At 36.5% G+C, this 18,453-nt stretch carries 13 protein-coding genes, 1 riboswitch and 1 other annotated feature; of the genes, 1 reads left to right on the top strand and 12 read right to left on the bottom strand.

What is annotated here, in order from left to right:
* Nucleotides 1-87: 87 nt before the first annotated feature.
* The 10 genes from AC3WQX_RS10290 to hutH all read right to left on the bottom strand — a co-directional run bounded on the left by AC3WQX_RS10290 (nt 88) and on the right by hutH (nt 12,399).
* Nucleotides 88-1,371, bottom strand: a complete 1,284-nt coding sequence (locus AC3WQX_RS10290; RefSeq protein ID WP_002434422.1) for an adenylosuccinate synthase — start codon at nt 1,369-1,371, stop codon at nt 88-90.
* A 278-nt stretch (nt 1,372-1,649) separates the two neighbouring features.
* Nucleotides 1,650-3,050 (bottom strand): replicative DNA helicase, encoded by a 1,401-nt coding sequence (gene dnaB / locus AC3WQX_RS10285; protein WP_002434020.1) that lies wholly within the window; start codon nt 3,048-3,050, stop codon nt 1,650-1,652.
* 48 nt (nt 3,051-3,098) lie between these two features.
* Nucleotides 3,099-3,545, bottom strand: a complete 447-nt coding sequence (rplI, locus tag AC3WQX_RS10280; protein WP_002434521.1) for a 50S ribosomal protein L9 — start codon at nt 3,543-3,545, stop codon at nt 3,099-3,101.
* Nucleotides 3,542-5,509 (bottom strand): DHH family phosphoesterase, encoded by a 1,968-nt coding sequence (locus AC3WQX_RS10275; protein ID WP_023349981.1) that lies wholly within the window; start codon nt 5,507-5,509, stop codon nt 3,542-3,544. Before AC3WQX_RS10275 ends, rplI begins: the two co-directional genes overlap by 4 nt.
* A gap of 29 nt (nt 5,510-5,538) precedes the next feature.
* Nucleotides 5,539-6,465 (bottom strand): YybS family protein, encoded by a 927-nt coding sequence (locus tag AC3WQX_RS10270; RefSeq protein ID WP_030062315.1) that lies wholly within the window; start codon nt 6,463-6,465, stop codon nt 5,539-5,541.
* A 153-nt stretch (nt 6,466-6,618) separates the two neighbouring features.
* Nucleotides 6,619-7,587, bottom strand: a complete 969-nt coding sequence (metX, locus tag AC3WQX_RS10265) for a homoserine O-acetyltransferase MetX (RefSeq protein WP_030062313.1) — start codon at nt 7,585-7,587, stop codon at nt 6,619-6,621.
* A 66-nt stretch (nt 7,588-7,653) separates the two neighbouring features.
* A riboswitch (SAM riboswitch) is annotated at nt 7,654-7,754 on the bottom strand.
* 125 nt (nt 7,755-7,879) lie between these two features.
* Entirely contained in the window at nt 7,880-8,209 is a 330-nt protein-coding gene (locus tag AC3WQX_RS10260) for an AzlD domain-containing protein (protein ID WP_030062311.1), read from the bottom strand.
* Complete coding sequence (locus AC3WQX_RS10255; protein ID WP_002434554.1) at nt 8,206-8,898, bottom strand: AzlC family ABC transporter permease; 693 nt, start codon at nt 8,896-8,898, stop codon at nt 8,206-8,208. Before AC3WQX_RS10255 ends, AC3WQX_RS10260 begins: the two co-directional genes overlap by 4 nt.
* 335 nt (nt 8,899-9,233) lie before the next feature.
* Nucleotides 9,234-10,520, bottom strand: coding sequence for a serine--tRNA ligase (gene serS / locus AC3WQX_RS10250; protein ID WP_002434130.1), 1,287 nt, complete (start codon nt 10,518-10,520; stop codon nt 9,234-9,236).
* A gap of 83 nt (nt 10,521-10,603) precedes the next feature.
* Nucleotides 10,604-10,817, bottom strand: a binding site (T-box leader).
* Between the two features lie 76 nt (nt 10,818-10,893).
* Complete coding sequence (gene hutH / locus AC3WQX_RS10245; protein WP_002434518.1) at nt 10,894-12,399, bottom strand: histidine ammonia-lyase; 1,506 nt, start codon at nt 12,397-12,399, stop codon at nt 10,894-10,896.
* Between the two features lie 415 nt (nt 12,400-12,814).
* On the opposite strand from hutH, the gene AC3WQX_RS10240 reads away from it, so the two are divergent.
* Complete coding sequence (locus AC3WQX_RS10240) at nt 12,815-13,627, top strand: NAD(P)H-hydrate dehydratase (RefSeq protein ID WP_030062309.1); 813 nt, start codon at nt 12,815-12,817, stop codon at nt 13,625-13,627.
* A 177-nt stretch (nt 13,628-13,804) separates the two neighbouring features.
* Here the strand turns inward: AC3WQX_RS10240 and gyrA are convergent, their stop codons facing one another.
* Both gyrA and gyrB read right to left on the bottom strand, forming a co-directional pair.
* Nucleotides 13,805-16,477, bottom strand: coding sequence for a DNA gyrase subunit A (gene gyrA, locus AC3WQX_RS10235; RefSeq protein ID WP_037550842.1), 2,673 nt, complete (start codon nt 16,475-16,477; stop codon nt 13,805-13,807).
* 36 nt (nt 16,478-16,513) lie between these two features.
* Nucleotides 16,514-18,445 (bottom strand): DNA topoisomerase (ATP-hydrolyzing) subunit B, encoded by a 1,932-nt coding sequence (gene gyrB / locus AC3WQX_RS10230; RefSeq protein ID WP_023349973.1) that lies wholly within the window; start codon nt 18,443-18,445, stop codon nt 16,514-16,516.
* Nucleotides 18,446-18,453 lie beyond the last annotated feature (8 nt).

Raw genomic sequence — 18,453 nt, 5'->3', positions numbered from 1 at the left:
AAGACCGACTCGTTGTAATGAAACAAGTCGGTCTTCTTTGAAGCTGGGATATCATTAATGATCTCAGCTTTCTTTTACACCTTTGTTTTACCATAATTGTTCTAATAGGTTTGTTTGTTCACGGTCTGGGCCTACAGAGAAGATTGAAATGTGTACGCCACATAATTCTGAAATACGCTCTAAGTATTTGCGTGCATTTTCAGGGAGTTCTTCTAAACTGCGGCAGCCTGTGATATCTTCTGTCCAACCTGGAAGTTCTTCGAAGATTGGTTTACAACGTCTTAATTGATCTAAGTTAGCTGGGTATTCAGTGATTTCTTCGCCATCTAACTCATATGCTGTACAAATCTTAACTGTATCTAAACCTGTTAAAACGTCGATAGAGTTGATTGAAAGGTCTGTAATACCACTTACGCGACGTGAATGACGTAGTACTACTGAGTCGAACCAACCTACACGGCGTGGACGTCCTGTTGTTGTACCATATTCACGACCTACTTCTCTAATGTGATGGCCGTCTTCATCGAATAATTCTGTAGGGAATGGACCGTCACCTACACGTGACGTATAAGATTTACATACACCGATGACTTTAGAAACTGATGTAGGACCTACACCTGTACCTACTGTGACATTACCAGCAACTGGGTTACTTGACGTAACGAATGGGTAAGTACCGTGATCGATGTCTAACATGACACCTTGGGCACCTTCGAATAATACTTTGTCGTCTGCAACGTTAGCATCATCTAAGATTTTAGCTGTGTCAGTGACATATTCTTTTAAGCGTTGACCTGCTGCATAGTACTCGTCAAAGATTTCATCAAACGTAGGGCATGTTTCGTTGAACATTCCTTTGAAATAAGCATTTTTATATTCAATGTTTTCTTTAAGACGACGTTCGAATGTTTCTTTCTCTAATAAGTCTGCTACTCGAATACCGATACGTTGTGCTTTATCTACGTATGCTGGGCCGATACCTTTTTTAGTTGTACCGATTTTATTATCTCCACGACGACGTTCTTCATATTCGTCTTGAGCTAGGTGATAAGGTAAGATGACTTGTGCACGGTTAGAGATACGTAAGTTGTTAGTTGAAATACCACGTTCATTTAAACCGTCTAATTCTTTCAATAATGCTACTGGATCTACAACTACACCGTTACCGATAACTGCTAATTTATCTTTATAAAAGATACCTGATGGTACCAAATGTAATTTGTAAGTTTCTCCACCAAATTGAATTGTGTGTCCTGCATTATTACCACCTGAGAATCTAGCGATAACATCTGCTTGTTCTGCTAAGAAATCTGTGATTTTACCTTTACCTTCGTCTCCCCATTGTGTCCCAACTACTACGATTGATGACATAAGAGCACCTCCAAGTTTTTCTCGTTTAACCATTAGATATTCTACCAATATGCCTATGAGATTGCAAATAAAAATCGAACATTAAATTTGTTTAAGTTGTTTGCAATTGATTCATCTTGTTTTTACTTTTTATACAGTTTCATCGTTGTGTTATCAGTGCTTTTGAATTCATTTTCCGGAAAATGATATACATACTTCAAGTGATTGCAAAGAATGAAAACAAAATAAAAACCGTACAATAAAACTAAAAATAAGTTTATTGTACGGAAAAATAAATTTTATGTCATTTCTGCATGAGCATAATCAATGTCTGTAAATTTATTATATTGTTTCATAAAATGAAGTTTCACAGTTCCTGTTGGGCCGTTACGTTGTTTAGCAATTATGATTTCAATTTCACCGTTATCATCATTCGTTTGTGGCTCAAAGCCTGCATCATCGTCATCATCTTCATCCTCGCCACGATTGTAGTAATCATCACGGTATAAGAAAGCAACGATATCAGCGTCTTGCTCGATAGACCCAGATTCACGAATATCACTCATCATTGGACGTTTATCCTGACGTTGTTCAACACCACGTGAAAGCTGACTCAGTGCGATAACTGGGCATTCTAGTTCACGGGCAATGGCTTTAAGTGTACGTGAGATTTCTGATACTTCTTGTTGACGGTTGTCTGAGAATCGAGAACCGCTACCTTGAATTAATTGTAGATAGTCAATCACTATCATATCTAAGCCGTGTTCTTGTTTAAGACGGCGACATTTAGATCGTAAGTCATTAATACGAATACCTGGTGTATCATCGATAAAAATCTTAGTTTTTGATAATTTACCAACTGCAATCGTAAAACGACTCCAGTCTTCTTCTGTCATCGTACCAGTTCTTAAGCGGTTTGAATCTACGTTACCTGAACTACAAATCATACGCGTTGCTAACTGGTCTGCACCCATCTCAAGCGAGAATATGCCTACTGTAAACATATCTTCATGTGTCGCAACTTTTTGGGCAATATTAAGAGCGAAGGCAGTCTTACCCACGGAAGGACGAGCCGCTAAGATGATTAAATCATTACGGTTAAACCCAGCAGTCATTTGGTCGAGATCTCGATAACCTGTTGGAATACCAGGCGTTTGACCACTATTTTGGTCGAGTTCTTCGGCAGTCTCATACACTTGTCCTAAGACATCTCTAATATCTTTAAACCCGTCACTTTCTCTTGTAGAAGAAAGTTCAAGGATACGTCTTTCGGCATCACTTAGGATTGTATCTAGTTCTAATTCATCATTATAGCCATCATTTGCAATACTATCTGCCGTTTGAATTAACTTACGTTTTAACGCGTGTTTAAAGACGATATCTGTATAATATTGAACGTTTCGCGTTGTTGGAACGTTAGTCGATAGCTCTGCGAGATATTGAGGGCCACCCGCTTCACTTAAGCTTCCATCACTAGATAGTTGATCCATAAGTGTGACAACGTCGATTTCTTTGTTATCTTCATTAAGATGCATCATTGCTCGGAAGATATGTTGATGGGCGCCTCTATAAAACGACTCAGGAAGGAGGACTTCCTGAGTTGTATTAATCAATTCTGGATCTATAATAATGGCACCTAAGACAGATTGTTCAGCTTCATTGCTATGCGGCATTTGATTTTGCTCATACATTCCATCCATTGTTTGCTTTACACCTCTTATTTCAATCCATCTTTGTTATTTTCGAAATTACTGTTCTACTGTGTGTACTCTAATTGTACCTTCAACTTCTTTATCTAATTTAACTGGCACATTTGTATAACCTAACGCGTGGATACCATGTGGTAAGTCCATTTTGCGTTTATCAATTTTAATATCATGTTGTTTATTTAATGCTTCGGCAATTTGTTTAGTACTGATTGAACCAAACAATTTACCGCCTTCACCTGTTTTAGCTGATACTTCAACTTCGATGTTTTCTAATTTTTCTTTAAGTGCTTTCGCATCATCAATTTCTTGTTGTCTGTCTGCTTCAGCACGTTTATTTTGTTGTTCTAATTGTTTTAAGTTACCAGGAGTTGCTTCTACAGCATAGTTGTTTTTAAGTAAGAAGTTGTTTGCGTAACCTACTGGTACGTCTTTTACTTCGCCTTTTTTACCTTTACCTTTAACATCTTGTTTGAAAATTACTTTCATGCATCTTCACTCCTACTCATTTGTTCTGTAATTGCTTGCTGTAATTGTTCTATAGCATCTTCTATAGTGACACCTTTAATTTGTGTGGCAGCATTTGTAAGGTGTCCACCACCACCTAATGCTTCCATCGTTAATTGAACGTTGATAGAACCTAGTGAACGTGCAGAGATACCGATGAGGTTATCTTCACGTTTAGCCACAACATAAGATGCCTCGATACCTTCTAAACTTAACAACTCGTCGGCTGCTTGTGCAACCGTAACAGGATGGTAGATTTTATCATTTGAACCATGAGCGATTGCTACGCCATGATCTTGTAATTGAACCGTTCTAATAAGTTCTGAACGATTAATATAAGTATCTACATCATCTTTTAAGAAGTGTTGCGTTAAGATTGTATCTGCACCATGCGCACGTAAATAACTTGCAGCATCAAATGTTCTTGAACCTGTTCTTAATGTGAAGTTTCTAGTATCTACTATAATACCTGCATACATGACTGTTGATTCTAAACGTGTCAATCTTTGTTCAGTTGGTTGATATTCTAATAATTCAGTAACAAGCTCTGCAGTTGAACTTGCATATGGCTCCATATATACCAATAGTGGGTTTGAAATAAAGCTTTCGCCACGTCTGTGGTGGTCAATAACGACTTTACGGTTTGCTTTATTTAAGACATTTTCATCTAAGACCATTTCAGGCTTGTGCGTATCCACGACAACGACTGTCGTCTTAGACGTCATCATATCCCAAGCTTCATCTGAAGTGACAAAGCGTTCTTTCAATTCTGGTTTCTTATCAATTTCGTCCATGACACGACGTAAAGTCGGATCAATATCTGAATCATTGAGAACGACAAAGGCTTCTAAATTATTCATTAATGCAAAACGTGAGACACCAATTGCTGCACCAATTGCATCTAAATCAGGGCGTTTATGTCCCATAATAATTACCTTGTCGCCTTCAGTTAATATATCTTTAAGTGCGTGAGAAATTACTCGGGCACGTACACGCGTACGTTTCTCCATAGGGTCAGTCTTACCACCGTAGAAGCGAACGTTACCATTCATATTTTTAATGGCTACTTGGTCGCCTCCTCGACCGAGTGCTAAGTCTAAACCAGATTGAGATAAATCCCCTAGGTCAATAAGGTTCTCTGTACCTTCACCGACACCGATACTTAAAGTGAGTTGTGCACGGTAACCGACACTTTTCTCTCTCAACTGACTTAAAATTTCAAAGTTTGAATCTTCAAGTTCTGCTAATATCTTTTGGTTAAGATATGCAACGAATTGATCAGAATTATAACGTTTGAAATAAATATTGTATTCTTGTGCCCATCTGCTAATGACACGTGTAACCATTGAGTTGATTTCTGAACGTTGTGTATCGTTCATATTCTGCGTAATCTCGTCATAGTTGTCTAAGAACAACGTTGCGATAATTGGCTTTGAATCTTCATACAACTCGTTGGTATGTACGCTTTCTGTGATATCAAAGAAATATAAACAATGTTCATTCTCTGAATATCGCACATGGTAATGATAATTGTTATGTTCAATTTCTACTTCTTGTACTTTTTCTAATTGTTTCAATATGTTAGGAAAGACTTCGTTTACATTTTCAGAAATCACATTAGTTTCAACGTGTTCTGTCATGAATTGGTTCATCCATTCAATGTGGTTATCTTCATCTAACACAATCATCCCAATCGGCAAATGTTTGATTGCTTTATTGCTACTTGCCGAGATGTGACCACTTAAATCATCCACATAATTATCCATTTTAAGAAAAGCTTGTCTCAATAACACGCCACTAATAATAATCATCACGACGAGGATTGCTGCAGCAATGCCAGCGACGATTTGGTTGAAAATAAACCATACGATGACTAATGCAATGGCTGTAAGTACCATGAGTATAAAAGGTATGAGCAATGCTTTTTTAGTGGATTGACGGTTCATTCTTCCACCTCTAATCACTTAGTTAATAATCATTTTTTAATAATTCGTTTTAAATTAATACATAAATCAATAACTCCAAGTAAACCAACGATATGTGTCATCGGTGTAAGTAGTGTCCCCACCACCATTAATAAAATCGTTACAGCATTCGGCCATCTCTTAGCTTTACCGAAGAAATGTATAACGCTTAAACCTTGGATATACATCACTAATGATAACACAACCTCAAAGTTCAAGACGATACTTTGGAATATACTTGGTTGGTTCGCAAACATTACACAAATAAGAACTATAAGATAAATCCATAATAGTACACGATTCATTTGCCATGCGAATAATGGCTTAAAGATCGGAGTTGCGACCTTAAACTTACGTAAGATAGGAAATGTAATAATCAGATTAATTAAGATTAAAAGGAAAATGACTATAATAAGATAACTAGGGAGTTGGACCGTTGATTGTCGGAAACCTTCCTCAAGAATCTGTCTATAGTTAGAATTTAATCCACTTGTTAAGATGGCATCATACATCGCATCTTTAAATGGCTTAATTAATACGGCTGCTTTTGGAATTTTTTCGAATGTTTGTAATAACATGAATCCAATCAATGTTATTAAACTCAATGAAACCGTTGAAACATAAAGAATTCTTTCTTTTGAAGTTCTTTCCTTAAGTAATTGACCGATGATAAAACTTAAAATTAAGATAAGTACCATCATACTTAAGACAAATGTATTACCTAATAACGTTGTCAGAATCACTGTTACTAAAGCGCTAATTCCAAATGATTGTACAGAGCGGTTCCATAGCACGATGCCAGGAATCGTTGCAAATAAACATAAAATTAAGCCGAGAATAGGTAATACATGTGTTACTAAAGCGACTATCAGTAATGAAATAGTTGCAATAATAGTTGCTTTAGGTTGTATTTTTGAAAACACACACGCCACTCCCATACTTTTTGACTATAACTTCTATTTTAACCTCTTTGCCAAAAATTAACAATAAAGCGCTACTTTTAATGACTTCGTCATTAATTAGTAGCACTTATGCTAAAGACATACTTACTTTGCTTAGCCAAAGTTTAGTATGTCTAAATATAGCTGTGTTTATTTCCTTTTAAATTGTTTTAAGTTCAAGAAATGGTAGAGGTTTGGAGCCCAATCGTTAAAGTTTAGAAGGAAGCCGTCATGTCCTACATTATCTGGCACAAAGAAATGGCGATGATATTTAAATCTCTCTCCGACTGCTCTTACTTGATCATCTGGATAAAGTAAATCATCTATAAACCCCATCGTTAGAACTTTTGTATCTAATGATTGATAGACTTCATCAACATCATCTCGTCCTCTATCAATATTGTGACTATCTAAGACGTCGAGCAGTGTTAAATAACATTGTAAATCAAAGTTTTTCTTGAATTTATTTCCTTGATACTGTTGATACGTTACAACTTCATCTGGTGTAAATCGTTGGTCATAACTTTTAGAGGAGCGGTATGTTAAGAAGCCAAGTTGTCGAGCGATACTTAAGCCTTCCTTCCCACCAAGATGAATTGCTTGTCGGGCGATCTCGTTGAAAGCACGACTGTATGATGACGTTTTACCAGTTGCTGCGAGAATAATGGCTTTGTCGATTTGAAATTGATTATTATACAGCAATTCCATTGCTTGCATACCACCTAGACTTGCTCCAATTAGGATGTTTATCTTATCGAAGTCTAGTGCTTTGATACCTTTTTCAATCGCTTTAACAATATCTCGTAATGTAAGATGCTGTGGAAAATTAGGGTCATTAAGTTTGGAACTTGAACCAAAGGGACTACCAATAACGTTGAAAGTTAGAAATTGATAATCATGACGTGGAATATAACCACCATCTATAATTTCACGCCACCATCCATGTTTCTCGTCTGTTCCATAAGTTAAGTGATTACCTGTTAATGCGTGACAAACAACAACTAATGGTTGACCTTTATATCCAACGTGTTCATAGCGTAATTTTAAATTATTAATGGTTTCTCCTGATTCAGTTGTAAATGTCCCTAATTCTAACGTATCTACTCTGTAATTCGTCATCGTTAACGCTACCTCCTCTTACAAAAAAGCTTCCTACTCAAATGAAAAAAGTAGGAAGCTGGTCAGTACTTATCATTCGAGATTCTCGTTGGTTGTAGCACCGTGCTATCATTAGTCGGTTGCTGAAGCATCGTCGGGCCAATTCCCTCAGCTTCTCGAAATAAGATTTGTTGAATTGATTTGTATATTGATGTTGATTAAATTTCAATCTTAAATAGTCGGAATTTTCTAATTAATATAATATTAACTAAAATGGTTTATGACTTCAATACTTTGCTGTCATTTTCAGGAGTTAAAAAATTAAACGTAAACAAGCGATAGTAATAATACCTCCAATTATTGTGATAGTAAGGCTACGTGTGAAAATGGCAAGGAGTACTGTTGGTATAATCGCAATAATATATGACAAATTGAGCGTATATCCAAAGGTGTTATCGTGTTGTTGTATGACGCCATCAATGACAAGTGCGGTAAATAATGTGATAGGAATAAATGAAAGCCATTTAACGACAATTTCAGGTAAATGAACTCTAGATATCATCATAAAGGGAATAATTCGAACGAGTAACGTTACAATTCCACATAAAATAATAAGTATCAGTGTGTGTAAATCTGTTGTCATTTATCCATCACCACCCCTAAGGCTGCAGCGAATGTTGCGGCTATTAATATTGCTACATATGAAGGCATCACTAAACTTAAAAGAAGCATCATTGTGATTACACAGATAATTAAAATTATATATATACGAAATCTTGATTTCTTCACTGACTCAAATTGAGATATACCTAGGAAAATGAACATTGCAGTAATCGCATAGTCTAATCCAAGTGCATTAGGATTAGAAATATATTTGCCGAAAAGGGCGCCGGCCACACACGAAATAGTCCAAAAAAGATATGCTGTGATATTAAGACCATGAAGCCAACGATCATTAATCTTTTCACCTTTAATATATGGCGTAATGGCAACTCCGAAGGTTTCATCGGTTAATAATGTACCGAGACCTACCCTATTCCATAATCCATATTGTTTATAATTAGGCGCCAAAGTCATACTTAATAGAAACATACGTGAGTTAACGATAAGTGTGGTCAACACGATAGCAGATATTGGAGTACCTGTAATCGCTAAAGCGCAAACAATAAATTGTGCGGCACCGGCGTAAATAATGAGACATAATAAAATAATTTCTAAGATACTAAAGTTTTGAGAGGCTGCAACGATACCAAATGATAAACCTACTCCGGCGTATCCAAATAAAGTAGGAATACATTCTTTTACCCCTTGCTTAAATGAAAGATGGGTCATTTGATCAGCCTCCATTCCACTTTCTAAAATAGTAAAATAAGTCTATTATATTTGGAAAAGTTGTTCAATATTTTTAGACTTCGGTTTGTGTGAAGTAAGACAAACCTCATAGTCAAATCGTTGTAACTACAACGATTATAAAATTTCAGAATTTTGTTTCTTCTTTTAGACATCCCTCTCATTTTTGAAGATTTGAAGTTGAATCATTTCTCTTCCCCTACCCTGTTCAACAAAAAAACTGTCGACAAAATCGTTAAGATCTTATCGACAGTTCAAATAATTAATTGAGTCATTCATCGTTGTATTGTAGTAATTATTTAGCCTATTCTAAGTTATTATTTTGTAGGTTTAGAAATTTTAGTTTTTCCACCCATGAATGGAACTAATGCTTCAGGAATTGTGATTGTACCGTCTTCATTTTGATAATTTTCAACGATAGCTGCAAATGTACGACCTACGGCTAAACCACTACCATTTAATGTATGAGCTAATTCTGGTTTAGCTGAGTTATCACGTTTAAAGCGAATGTTAGCACGACGTGCTTGGAAATCAGTACAGTTTGAGCAAGAACTAATTTCTTTATAATCATTGTAGCTTGGTAACCATACCTCTAGGTCATATGTTTTACTAGCGCTGAAGCCAATGTCGCCTGTACATAAGATAACTCGACGATATGGTAATCCTAATTCTTCTAAAATTGATTCAGCATTTTTAGTCATATCTTCTAAAGCATCCCAAGAATCTTCAGGTTTTTCGATACGAACCATTTCAACTTTATCGAATTGGTGTAAACGAATTAATCCTCTTGTATCTCTACCAGCTGAACCCGCTTCACTACGGAAACATGCCGTTTGCCCAGTGAATTTTTCAGGTAACACTCCTGGTTGAATGATTTCATCTCTGTAGAAGTTTGTTAAAGGTACTTCTGCTGTTGGAATTGTGTATAGGCCTTCTTTTTCAACTTTAAATAAATCTTCTTCGAATTTAGGAAGTTGACCTGTACCAAACATAGTATCTGCATTCACTAATTGAGGTGTCATCATTTCTGTGTAACCATGTTGAGTTGTATGTTTCGTAATCATATAGTTCATTAATGCACGTTCTAATAATGCACCATCTTTAGTTAAGTAAACGAAACGCGCACCAGATACTTTAGCAGCACGTTCGAAGTCTGCCATTTTTAGTTCTTCAACTAAGTCCCAATGTGCTTTTGGTTCGAAATCAAATTCACGTGGTGTACCCCATTTTTTCAATTCAACGTTTTCTTCATCTGAATCCCCTTGAGGTACATCGTCGTTAATTAAGTTTGGAATACGGATTAAAATATCTCTTACTTTATTATCAACTTCATTTAATTTAGCATCGTTTTCTTTAATTTCATCACCTAAGTTACGCATTTCTGCAATAACGTCATCAGCATCTTCTTTATTACGTTTCTTCTGAGCGATTTCTTCACTGACTTTATTACGTCTTGCTTTCATTTCTTCAGTTTTACTGATTAATTGACGTCGTTGTTCATCTAATTCTAAAACTTCGTCAACGACCTTAGGATCGTCTCCTCTTAATTCAATTTTGCTCTTAACTTTTTCTGGTTCATTTCTAAATAAACGAATATCTAACATGTAACCTTCATCCTTTCCCAAATAAAATATAGATTTAATGGGGGCACGTATGTATAAAATCATAAAAAAAGACCACATCCCAGACAAGGGACGTGGTCTACGCGTTGCCACCCTATTTAACAATTTAAAATAAACGTTGAATCACTTATTCTAAACTGCACTTAACTAAAATAACGGTTATTACCGATTGCTCTCATAAAGTAGGTAGATTCACATCAAAGTCGATTGCTTGTTCTCACTAACCACAAGTTCTCTGAAATCGTCCGGTTAATGCTACTTAGCCTACGAACAATGTTTTATTAAGTTATTTTTAATATAGCAAAGTCTTTTTAACTTTTCAAGTAAATGTAAATGTGTGTAAACTACCTCGTATTTATGCTCTGTGATAAGCATCATCTTTTAGATACTGCGCTACCGCTTCGATATCTTTGTGGAATTGTCGATCTTGATTGATTGAAGGCACGATTTTACGATATTCTTCATATTTCTCACGTGTTTTAGGAGATAATTTATCTACACCTTTTAATTCCACAGCTTGCAATGCGATGACACATTCAATCGCAATCACACGACGTGTATTCTCAATCATTTGGTAACCATGTCTTGAAGCGATTGTGCCCATTGATACATGATCTTCTTGGTTTGCTGAAGATGGAATTGAATCTACACTCGCTGGGTGTGCGAGGGTTTTATTTTCAGAGACAAGGCTTGCAGCAGCATATTGCATAATCATAGCGCCACTTTGTAACCCTGGCTCAGGACTTAAAAATGCAGGTAAATCTCCATTTAATTGAGGATTAATCAAACGTTCTAGACGTCGCTCTGCAACGTTGGCTAATTCACTCACGCCTAATTTTAGATGGTCTAATGCAAGTGCGACTGGTTGACCGTGGAAGTTACCACCTGAAATCACTAATGTTTCATCATCCTCATCGAAGATAAGAGGATTATCATTAGCTGCATTCATCTCAAATTCTAATTTTTCTCTTACATAATTGAACACTTGGAAACTTGCACCATGGATTTGAGGAATACAACGTAAACTATAAGCGTCCTGCACTCGTAATTCAGCTTGGCGTGTCGTAAGCTGTGAATCTTCAAGCCAGTTAAGCATGCGTGCTGCCACATCTACTTGTTCTTTAATATTCCGGACTTTGTGCACGTTATGATTATACGCATCTGTAATACCATTTAAAGCTTGATGCGTGAGTGAAGCAATCCATTCCACTTGATAACCTAAATCCTCTGCCTCAATGAAATTAATCACACCTTGAGCTGTCATTGCTTGTGTCCCATTGATAAGTGCCAAGCCTTCTTTAGCTTGTAGTTTTAACGGTTCACGTCCTAACTCATTAAGGACGTAGCGACTGTCGACTTGTTCATTGTTATAATAAACGTCACCCTCACCAATGAGTGCAAGTGCAAGATGTGATAGAGGCGCTAAATCCCCTGATGCCCCTAATGAACCTTGTTGCGGAATCACTGGAATAATACGTTCGTTAATGAAGAATTTTAATTGTTCAACTAACTCAAGTGTCGCACCTGAATGCCCCTTCAATAATGTATTTAAGCGCAACACCATCATGACTAATGCCACTTCTTCTGAAAATGGTTTCCCGATACCACATGCATGTGAACGAATGAGATTGACTTGTAATTCGTTATATTGACCTGGATCGATTAAAACATCACTAAATAGACCGAAGCCAGTTGTGATACCATAGATTGTTTCTTTATTCTGTATGATACGTTCAACGACTTGGCGACTTTTCGTCACTCGTTCAATGGCATCCTCTGAAATATCAATTTGTAAGTCTTGGCTTAAAAACGTCTTAATTTCCTTAATAGTCAAAGCCTCTCCATCTAAAATTAATGTCATATAAACAACCCCTTTGTTTAAATTTTAACCCCATTACAGGAAAGTATACGTTTTCATTTTTATATTAACAACACTTTTTGCACTTTTTATAATGCATTATCAATGTAATAATTTAACAGGTTAAAGAAATAGGAATATTATTATTTATTATTTTAATAAGGTAGATGGAAATGGTATTTTTGATATTTTGTGCGGATAGAGGTATTCATTATTAAATTTCTAAAATAGCTATTGACTAAAGAGTATTACAGGTATAGTATTTTCTATTGTATTTAAAAGAGATTGGGCAATTTTAAAGGACTTTAATTTCTTAAAAATGGATGTACACAACAATTTATAAAGTGAAATTTAAGACGGTCGGATGTCTTGTGTACGAGATGCGAGAAGTGAGTTTTTTAACGGAGGTTATGTCATTATGGAAACGTTAGATACAGTTAACATTCCTATAAGAAAAGATGAAACGCATAAAGGCGATTATGGTAAGATTTTATTAATTGGTGGTTCTGCCAATATGGGTGGCGCAATTATGCTTGCTGCGCGCGCATGCGTCTATAGTGGTAGTGGATTAATTACAGTCGCAACACATCCTAATAATCATGCAGCATTACATTCACGTTGCCCAGAAGCAATGGTAATTGATATCAATGATACGAAGATGCTAACTAAAATGATCGAAGCTACCGATAGTATCTTAATCGGGCCTGGATTAGGTGTGGACTTCAAAGGTAATAATGCGATTACGTTTTTACTACAAAATATTCAACCACACCAAAATCTTATTGTAGATGGAGATGCAATCATCATATTTAGTAAATTGAAACCTCAAATTCCTACATGTCGTGTGATTTTCACTCCTCATCAAAAAGAATGGGAACGTTTAAGTGGGATTCCTATCGAAGAACAAACATATGAACGTAATCGTGAAGCTGTTAATAACTTAGGTGCTACTGTCGTTTTAAAACAACATGGTACTGAAATTTACTTTAAAGATGATGCTTACAAATTATCTATCGGTACACCAGCAATGGCTACTGGTGGTATGGGAGATACACTTGCTGGTATGATTACAAGCTTCGTTGGTCAATTTGATAGTCTTAAAGATGCCGTTACAAGTGCGACTTACACACATAGTTATATTGGAGAGAAATTATCTGAGTCTATGTATGTCGTACCACCTTCTCGTTTAATCAGTGAAATTCCTTATGTTATGAAACAATTGGAAGGTTAAGTTATAGACACGTTATATATTAAATACTATTTACGATGCACACCTCAAAGTTGTTCACTTATTGTGAATACCTATTGCTGGTGTGCTTTTTTTATAATAAAAAAGACTACCCTCAAGCAGGGTAGTCTAAAAATTAACAGGTTCTCACTATATAGCGAGAACCTGCTTTAATATCTATTATTCGTTGTCATCATCGTCGTCTGAAGCACTTTCAATATCTTCATTTACACGATCCATAAAGTCTTGTCGAACATCGATTCTATCATCATTAGCGTTATCATCTGTTTCTTCATTAGTTACATCTTCGGCTTCTTCTGTATGAATAGCATTACCAGGTGTTTGGTCATCAATAACTTCTTCAGTTGCTGTCTCGCTCGCATCAGTATCATCTGAGTCTGCTTGATTATCTTCTTCCTCTTTAACTTTAGCAACTGTTGAAACAAATTGACCTTCGCCTAATCTCATTAGACGTACACCTTGTGCAGCACGACCATTTTGAGAGATATCTTCCACATCTAAGCGAATAATCACACCTGCATTGGTCACAACCATTAAGTCTTCTTCACCAGTGACTGTTGTGATACAAACGATATTACCGTTACGTTCAGTAATAGTTGCTGTTTTAATACCTTTACCACCACGATTAGATAATCGGTATTCATCTACTGGTGTACGTTTACCGTAGCCATTTTCAGTAACAACTAGAACTTCATCTTCACTTTCTGCGTGAGCCACATCTAAACCTACAACCACGTCGCCTTCACGTAGTGTGATACCTTTCACACCTGCTGCTGTACGACCTAGAGGACGTAAGGCAGATTCAGGGAAGCGAATAAGTGATGCGTGCGATGTACCGATAAGTATATCTTCATTACCAGTTGTTAAGCGTACGGCTATTAGTTCATCGTCTTCTTTGAAGCCTATTGCGATTTTACCGTTCTTATTAATACGTGAGAAATTACTTAACGCTGAACGTTTAACAATACCTCGTTTTGTAGCAAATACAAGGTAATGTTCTTCACTTTCAAGATCTTTAACCGCAATCATCGTACTTATCGTTTCGTCATTCTCAAGTTCTATCGCGTTAACGACTGGGATACCTTTAGATTGACGAGACAGCTCAGGAACTTCATAACCTTTAAGTTTATATACTCGACCTTTATTCGTGAAGAAGAGCACGTTATCGTGTGTACTTAAAGTAACTAACTGACTCACGAAATCTTCTTCAAGTGTGTTCATACCTTGTACACCACGTCCGCCACGGTTTTGTGAACGATATGTAGAAACAGGTAATCGTTTAATATAATTATTATGACTTAAAGTAATTACAATTTGTTCTTCTGGGATTAAATCTTCATCTTCAATATCGTCTAATCCACCTAATTGAATTTCAGTACGACGTTCATCTCCAAATCGTTCTTTGATTTCAGAGAGTTCATCACGAACCAATTGTAATAATACTTCTTCATCAGCTAGAATTTCTTCTAATTCTTTAATGTATTCAAGTAATTCATTATATTCAGATTCAATCTTATCGCGTTCTAAACCTGTTAAACGTCTTAAACGCATATCTAAGATAGCTTGTGCTTGACGTTCAGATAGCTTAAAGCGTTCTTGTAAGCTTTCCATCGCGATTTTATCTGTTTCTGATTCACGAATTGTCGTGATAATTTCATCAATATGATCTAGAGCTATTCTTAAACCTTCTAGAATATGCGCACGGTCTTTAGCTTTTCTTAAATTGTACTCAGTGCGTCGTCTTACAACTGTTTTTTGATGCTCTAAGTAGTGAATTAATGCTTCTTTTAAGTTAATTAACTTAGGTCTGCCATTAACTAAGGCAATCATATTTACACCGAATGATGTTTGTAACGGTGTTTGTTTGTATAAGTTGTTAAGAATAACGCTTGCATTCGCATCTTTACGTACGTCAATAACGATTCTAACACCTGTACGTAAACTTGTTTCATCTCGTAAGTCGGTAATACCATCGATTTTTTTATCTCTAACAAGTTCAGCAATTTTCTCAATCATACGTGCTTTATTAACTTGGAATGGTATTTCAGTTACTACGATACGTTGACGTCCACCACCGCGTTCTTCAATCTCTGCACGTGAACGCATTTGGATAGAACCACGACCTGTTTCATATGCACGGCGGATACCACTTTTTCCTAAAATAAGACCTGCAGTCGGAAAGTCAGGACCTTGAATATCTTCCATCAATTCATTGATCGTGATATCAGGATTCTTACTTAAACTTAATACACCATCAATGACTTCTGTTAAATTGTGAGGAGGAATATTAGTAGCCATACCTACGGCAATCCCTGCAGCACCGTTAACTAAAAGGTTTGGGAAGCGTGCAGGTAAGACTGACGGCTCTCTTTCATTACCATCATAGTTGTCGATAAAATCAATTGTATCTTTGTTGATATCACGTAAAAGTTCTAACGTAATCTTAGTCATACGTGCTTCGGTATAACGCATTGCTGCTGCGCCATCACCATCCATTGAACCAAAGTTACCTTGACCATCTACAAGAGGATAACGGTAACTGAAGTCTTGTGCCATTCTTACCATGGCTTCGTATATTGAAGAGTCACCATGTGGGTGATATTTACCCATAACGTCCCCAACAATACGTGCAGATTTCTTATATGGTTTATCTGGTGTCATACCTTGTTCATTCAGACCATATAATATACGACGGTGCACTGGCTTTAAACCATCTCTAACATCAGGTAATGCACGTGACACGATAACACTCATGGCATAGTCTAAGAATGATTCACGCATTTCACTGGTTATATTTCGTTCATTAATTCTTGATTGAGGTAATTCAGCCATCAAGATATCCTCCTTCAAAAGTTCAATTCATAATGCTTAGAAATCTAAGTTGGCGTAAACTGCATTATCTTCTATAAATTGTCTACGATTTTCAACAACATCACCCATTAACATTTCAAATGTTTGGTCTGCATCAATTGCATCTTCAAGTCTTACTTGTAACATTGAACGATGTTCTGGATTCATAGTCGTTTCCCATAATTGGTCTGCATTCATCTCACCAAGACCTTTGTAACGAGAGATTGACCATTTAGGAGTAGGGTTTAATTCAGCTTTAAGCTTGTCTAACTCTCTATCGTTAAATACATAATACTTTTGTTTACCTTGCGTTAATTTGTATAAAGGTGGCTGTGCAATGTAAACATAGCCCGCTTCAATTAACGGTCTCATAAAGCGATAGAAGAATGTGAGTAATAGTGTTCTGATATGCGCACCATCAACGTCCGCATCAGTCATGATTACGATTTTATGATAGCGTGCTTTTGAAATATCAAATTCTCCACCAATACCTGTACCAAAAGCAGTGATCATTTGGCGAATTTCATTGTTATTTAAGATACGGTCTAAACGTGCTTTTTCCACGTTCAAGATTTTACCTCTTAATGGTAAAATCGCTTGAGTTCTTGAATCACGACCTGATTTTGTAGACCCCCCGGCAGAGTCACCCTCTACTAAGAAAATCTCACTCTCTTCAGGATTTTTACTAGAGCAATCCGCTAATTTACCAGGTAAACTTGATACATCTAATGCTGATTTACGACGTGTAACCTCACGTGCTTTTTTAGCTGCTACTCGTGCTCTAGACGCCATGATACCTTTTTCAACGATAATTCGACCTACGGCAGGATGCTCGAATAAGAAACGCTCGAAGTATTCAGCGAATAATTTATCCACTACTTGACGTACTTCAGAGTTACCTAATTTCGTTTTAGTTTGTCCTTCGAATTGAGGATCGCCGTGTTTAATTGAAATAATAGCTGTTAGACCTTCACGTGTATCCTCACCTGAAAGTTTATCTTTGTCTTCTTTAATAATCTTACTTTGAATACCGTAACTATTAAGAATACGTGTTAACGCACGTTTGAAGCCATCTTCGTGCGTACCACCTTCGTACGTATGAATGTTATTGGCATATGTTAATAAGTTAGTCGCATATCCACTGTTATATTGAAGAGCGATTTCAACCTCAATATCATCTTTTGTTTGATGTATGTAGATAGGTTCTTCATGAAGTGGCTCTTTATTTTCATTTAATAATTCTACGTAAGATTTAATACCGCCTTCATAGTGATAAGAATCCTCACGGCCTTCCTCTTCACGCTCATCTCTTAACGTAATTTGGATACCTTTGTTTAAGAAAGCAAGTTCGCGTATACGTTGTTGTAATGTTTCATAATTATACACAGTTGTCTCTGTAAAAATTTCGCCATCAGCTTTAAAACGAATTGCCGTACCTGTTTGATCTGTTTCACCGATTTCTTTTAAGTCAAATTGAGGTACACCTTTTTTATACGCTTGGTGGTAAATAGTATCATTTCTGTACACATATACTTCTAAGTCTTGGGAAAGCGCGTTAACTACTGATGAACCAACACCATGAAGCCCACCTGATACTTTATATCCGCCACCGCCGAATTTACCTCCAGCATGTAATACCGTTAAGATAACTTCGACAGCAGGACGTCCCATTTTCTCCTGAATATCAACTGGAATTCCACGGCCATTGTCAGTAACTTTTATCCAATTGTCTTTCTCAATTACGACTTCTATTTGATTAGCATAACCTGCTAATGCTTCGTCAATACTATTATCAACAATTTCCCATACTAAATGGTGCAAGCCTCTTTCAGAAGTTGAACCAATATACATACCTGGTCTTTTACGCACCGCTTCAAGACCTTCTAATACTTGTATCTGTCCAGCACCATAATTATCTGTGTTGTTTACATCTGACAATGTATTCACCATCACTTTCT

This window comes from Staphylococcus sp. FW104-15G4D (assembly GCF_058790135.1).
The sequence above is the reverse complement of the archived record's forward strand: the minus strand, read 5'-3'. Positions and strand labels throughout refer to the sequence as shown.

Excerpts from the sequence above, each read along its gene's own strand:
- AC3WQX_RS10290 (WP_002434422.1), bottom strand. The coding sequence starts at position 1,371 with ATGTCATCAATCGTAGTAGTTGGGACACAATGGGGAGACGAAGGTAAA.
- dnaB (WP_002434020.1), bottom strand. The coding sequence starts at position 3,050 with ATGGATGGAATGTATGAGCAAAATCAAATGCCGCATAGCAATGAAGCT.
- rplI (WP_002434521.1), bottom strand. The coding sequence starts at position 3,545 with ATGAAAGTAATTTTCAAACAAGATGTTAAAGGTAAAGGTAAAAAAGGC.
- AC3WQX_RS10275 (WP_023349981.1), bottom strand. The coding sequence starts at position 5,509 with ATGAACCGTCAATCCACTAAAAAAGCATTGCTCATACCTTTTATACTC.
- AC3WQX_RS10270 (WP_030062315.1), bottom strand. The coding sequence starts at position 6,465 with ATGGGAGTGGCGTGTGTGTTTTCAAAAATACAACCTAAAGCAACTATT.
- metX (WP_030062313.1), bottom strand. The coding sequence starts at position 7,587 with ATGACGAATTACAGAGTAGATACGTTAGAATTAGGGACATTTACAACT.
- AC3WQX_RS10260 (WP_030062311.1), bottom strand. The coding sequence starts at position 8,209 with ATGACAACAGATTTACACACACTGATACTTATTATTTTATGTGGAATT.
- AC3WQX_RS10255 (WP_002434554.1), bottom strand. The coding sequence starts at position 8,898 with ATGACCCATCTTTCATTTAAGCAAGGGGTAAAAGAATGTATTCCTACT.
- serS (WP_002434130.1), bottom strand. The coding sequence starts at position 10,520 with ATGTTAGATATTCGTTTATTTAGAAATGAACCAGAAAAAGTTAAGAGC.
- hutH (WP_002434518.1), bottom strand. The coding sequence starts at position 12,399 with ATGACATTAATTTTAGATGGAGAGGCTTTGACTATTAAGGAAATTAAG.
- AC3WQX_RS10240 (WP_030062309.1), top strand. The coding sequence starts at position 12,815 with ATGGAAACGTTAGATACAGTTAACATTCCTATAAGAAAAGATGAAACG.
- gyrA (WP_037550842.1), bottom strand. The coding sequence starts at position 16,477 with ATGGCTGAATTACCTCAATCAAGAATTAATGAACGAAATATAACCAGT.
- gyrB (WP_023349973.1), bottom strand. The coding sequence starts at position 18,445 with ATGGTGAATACATTGTCAGATGTAAACAACACAGATAATTATGGTGCT.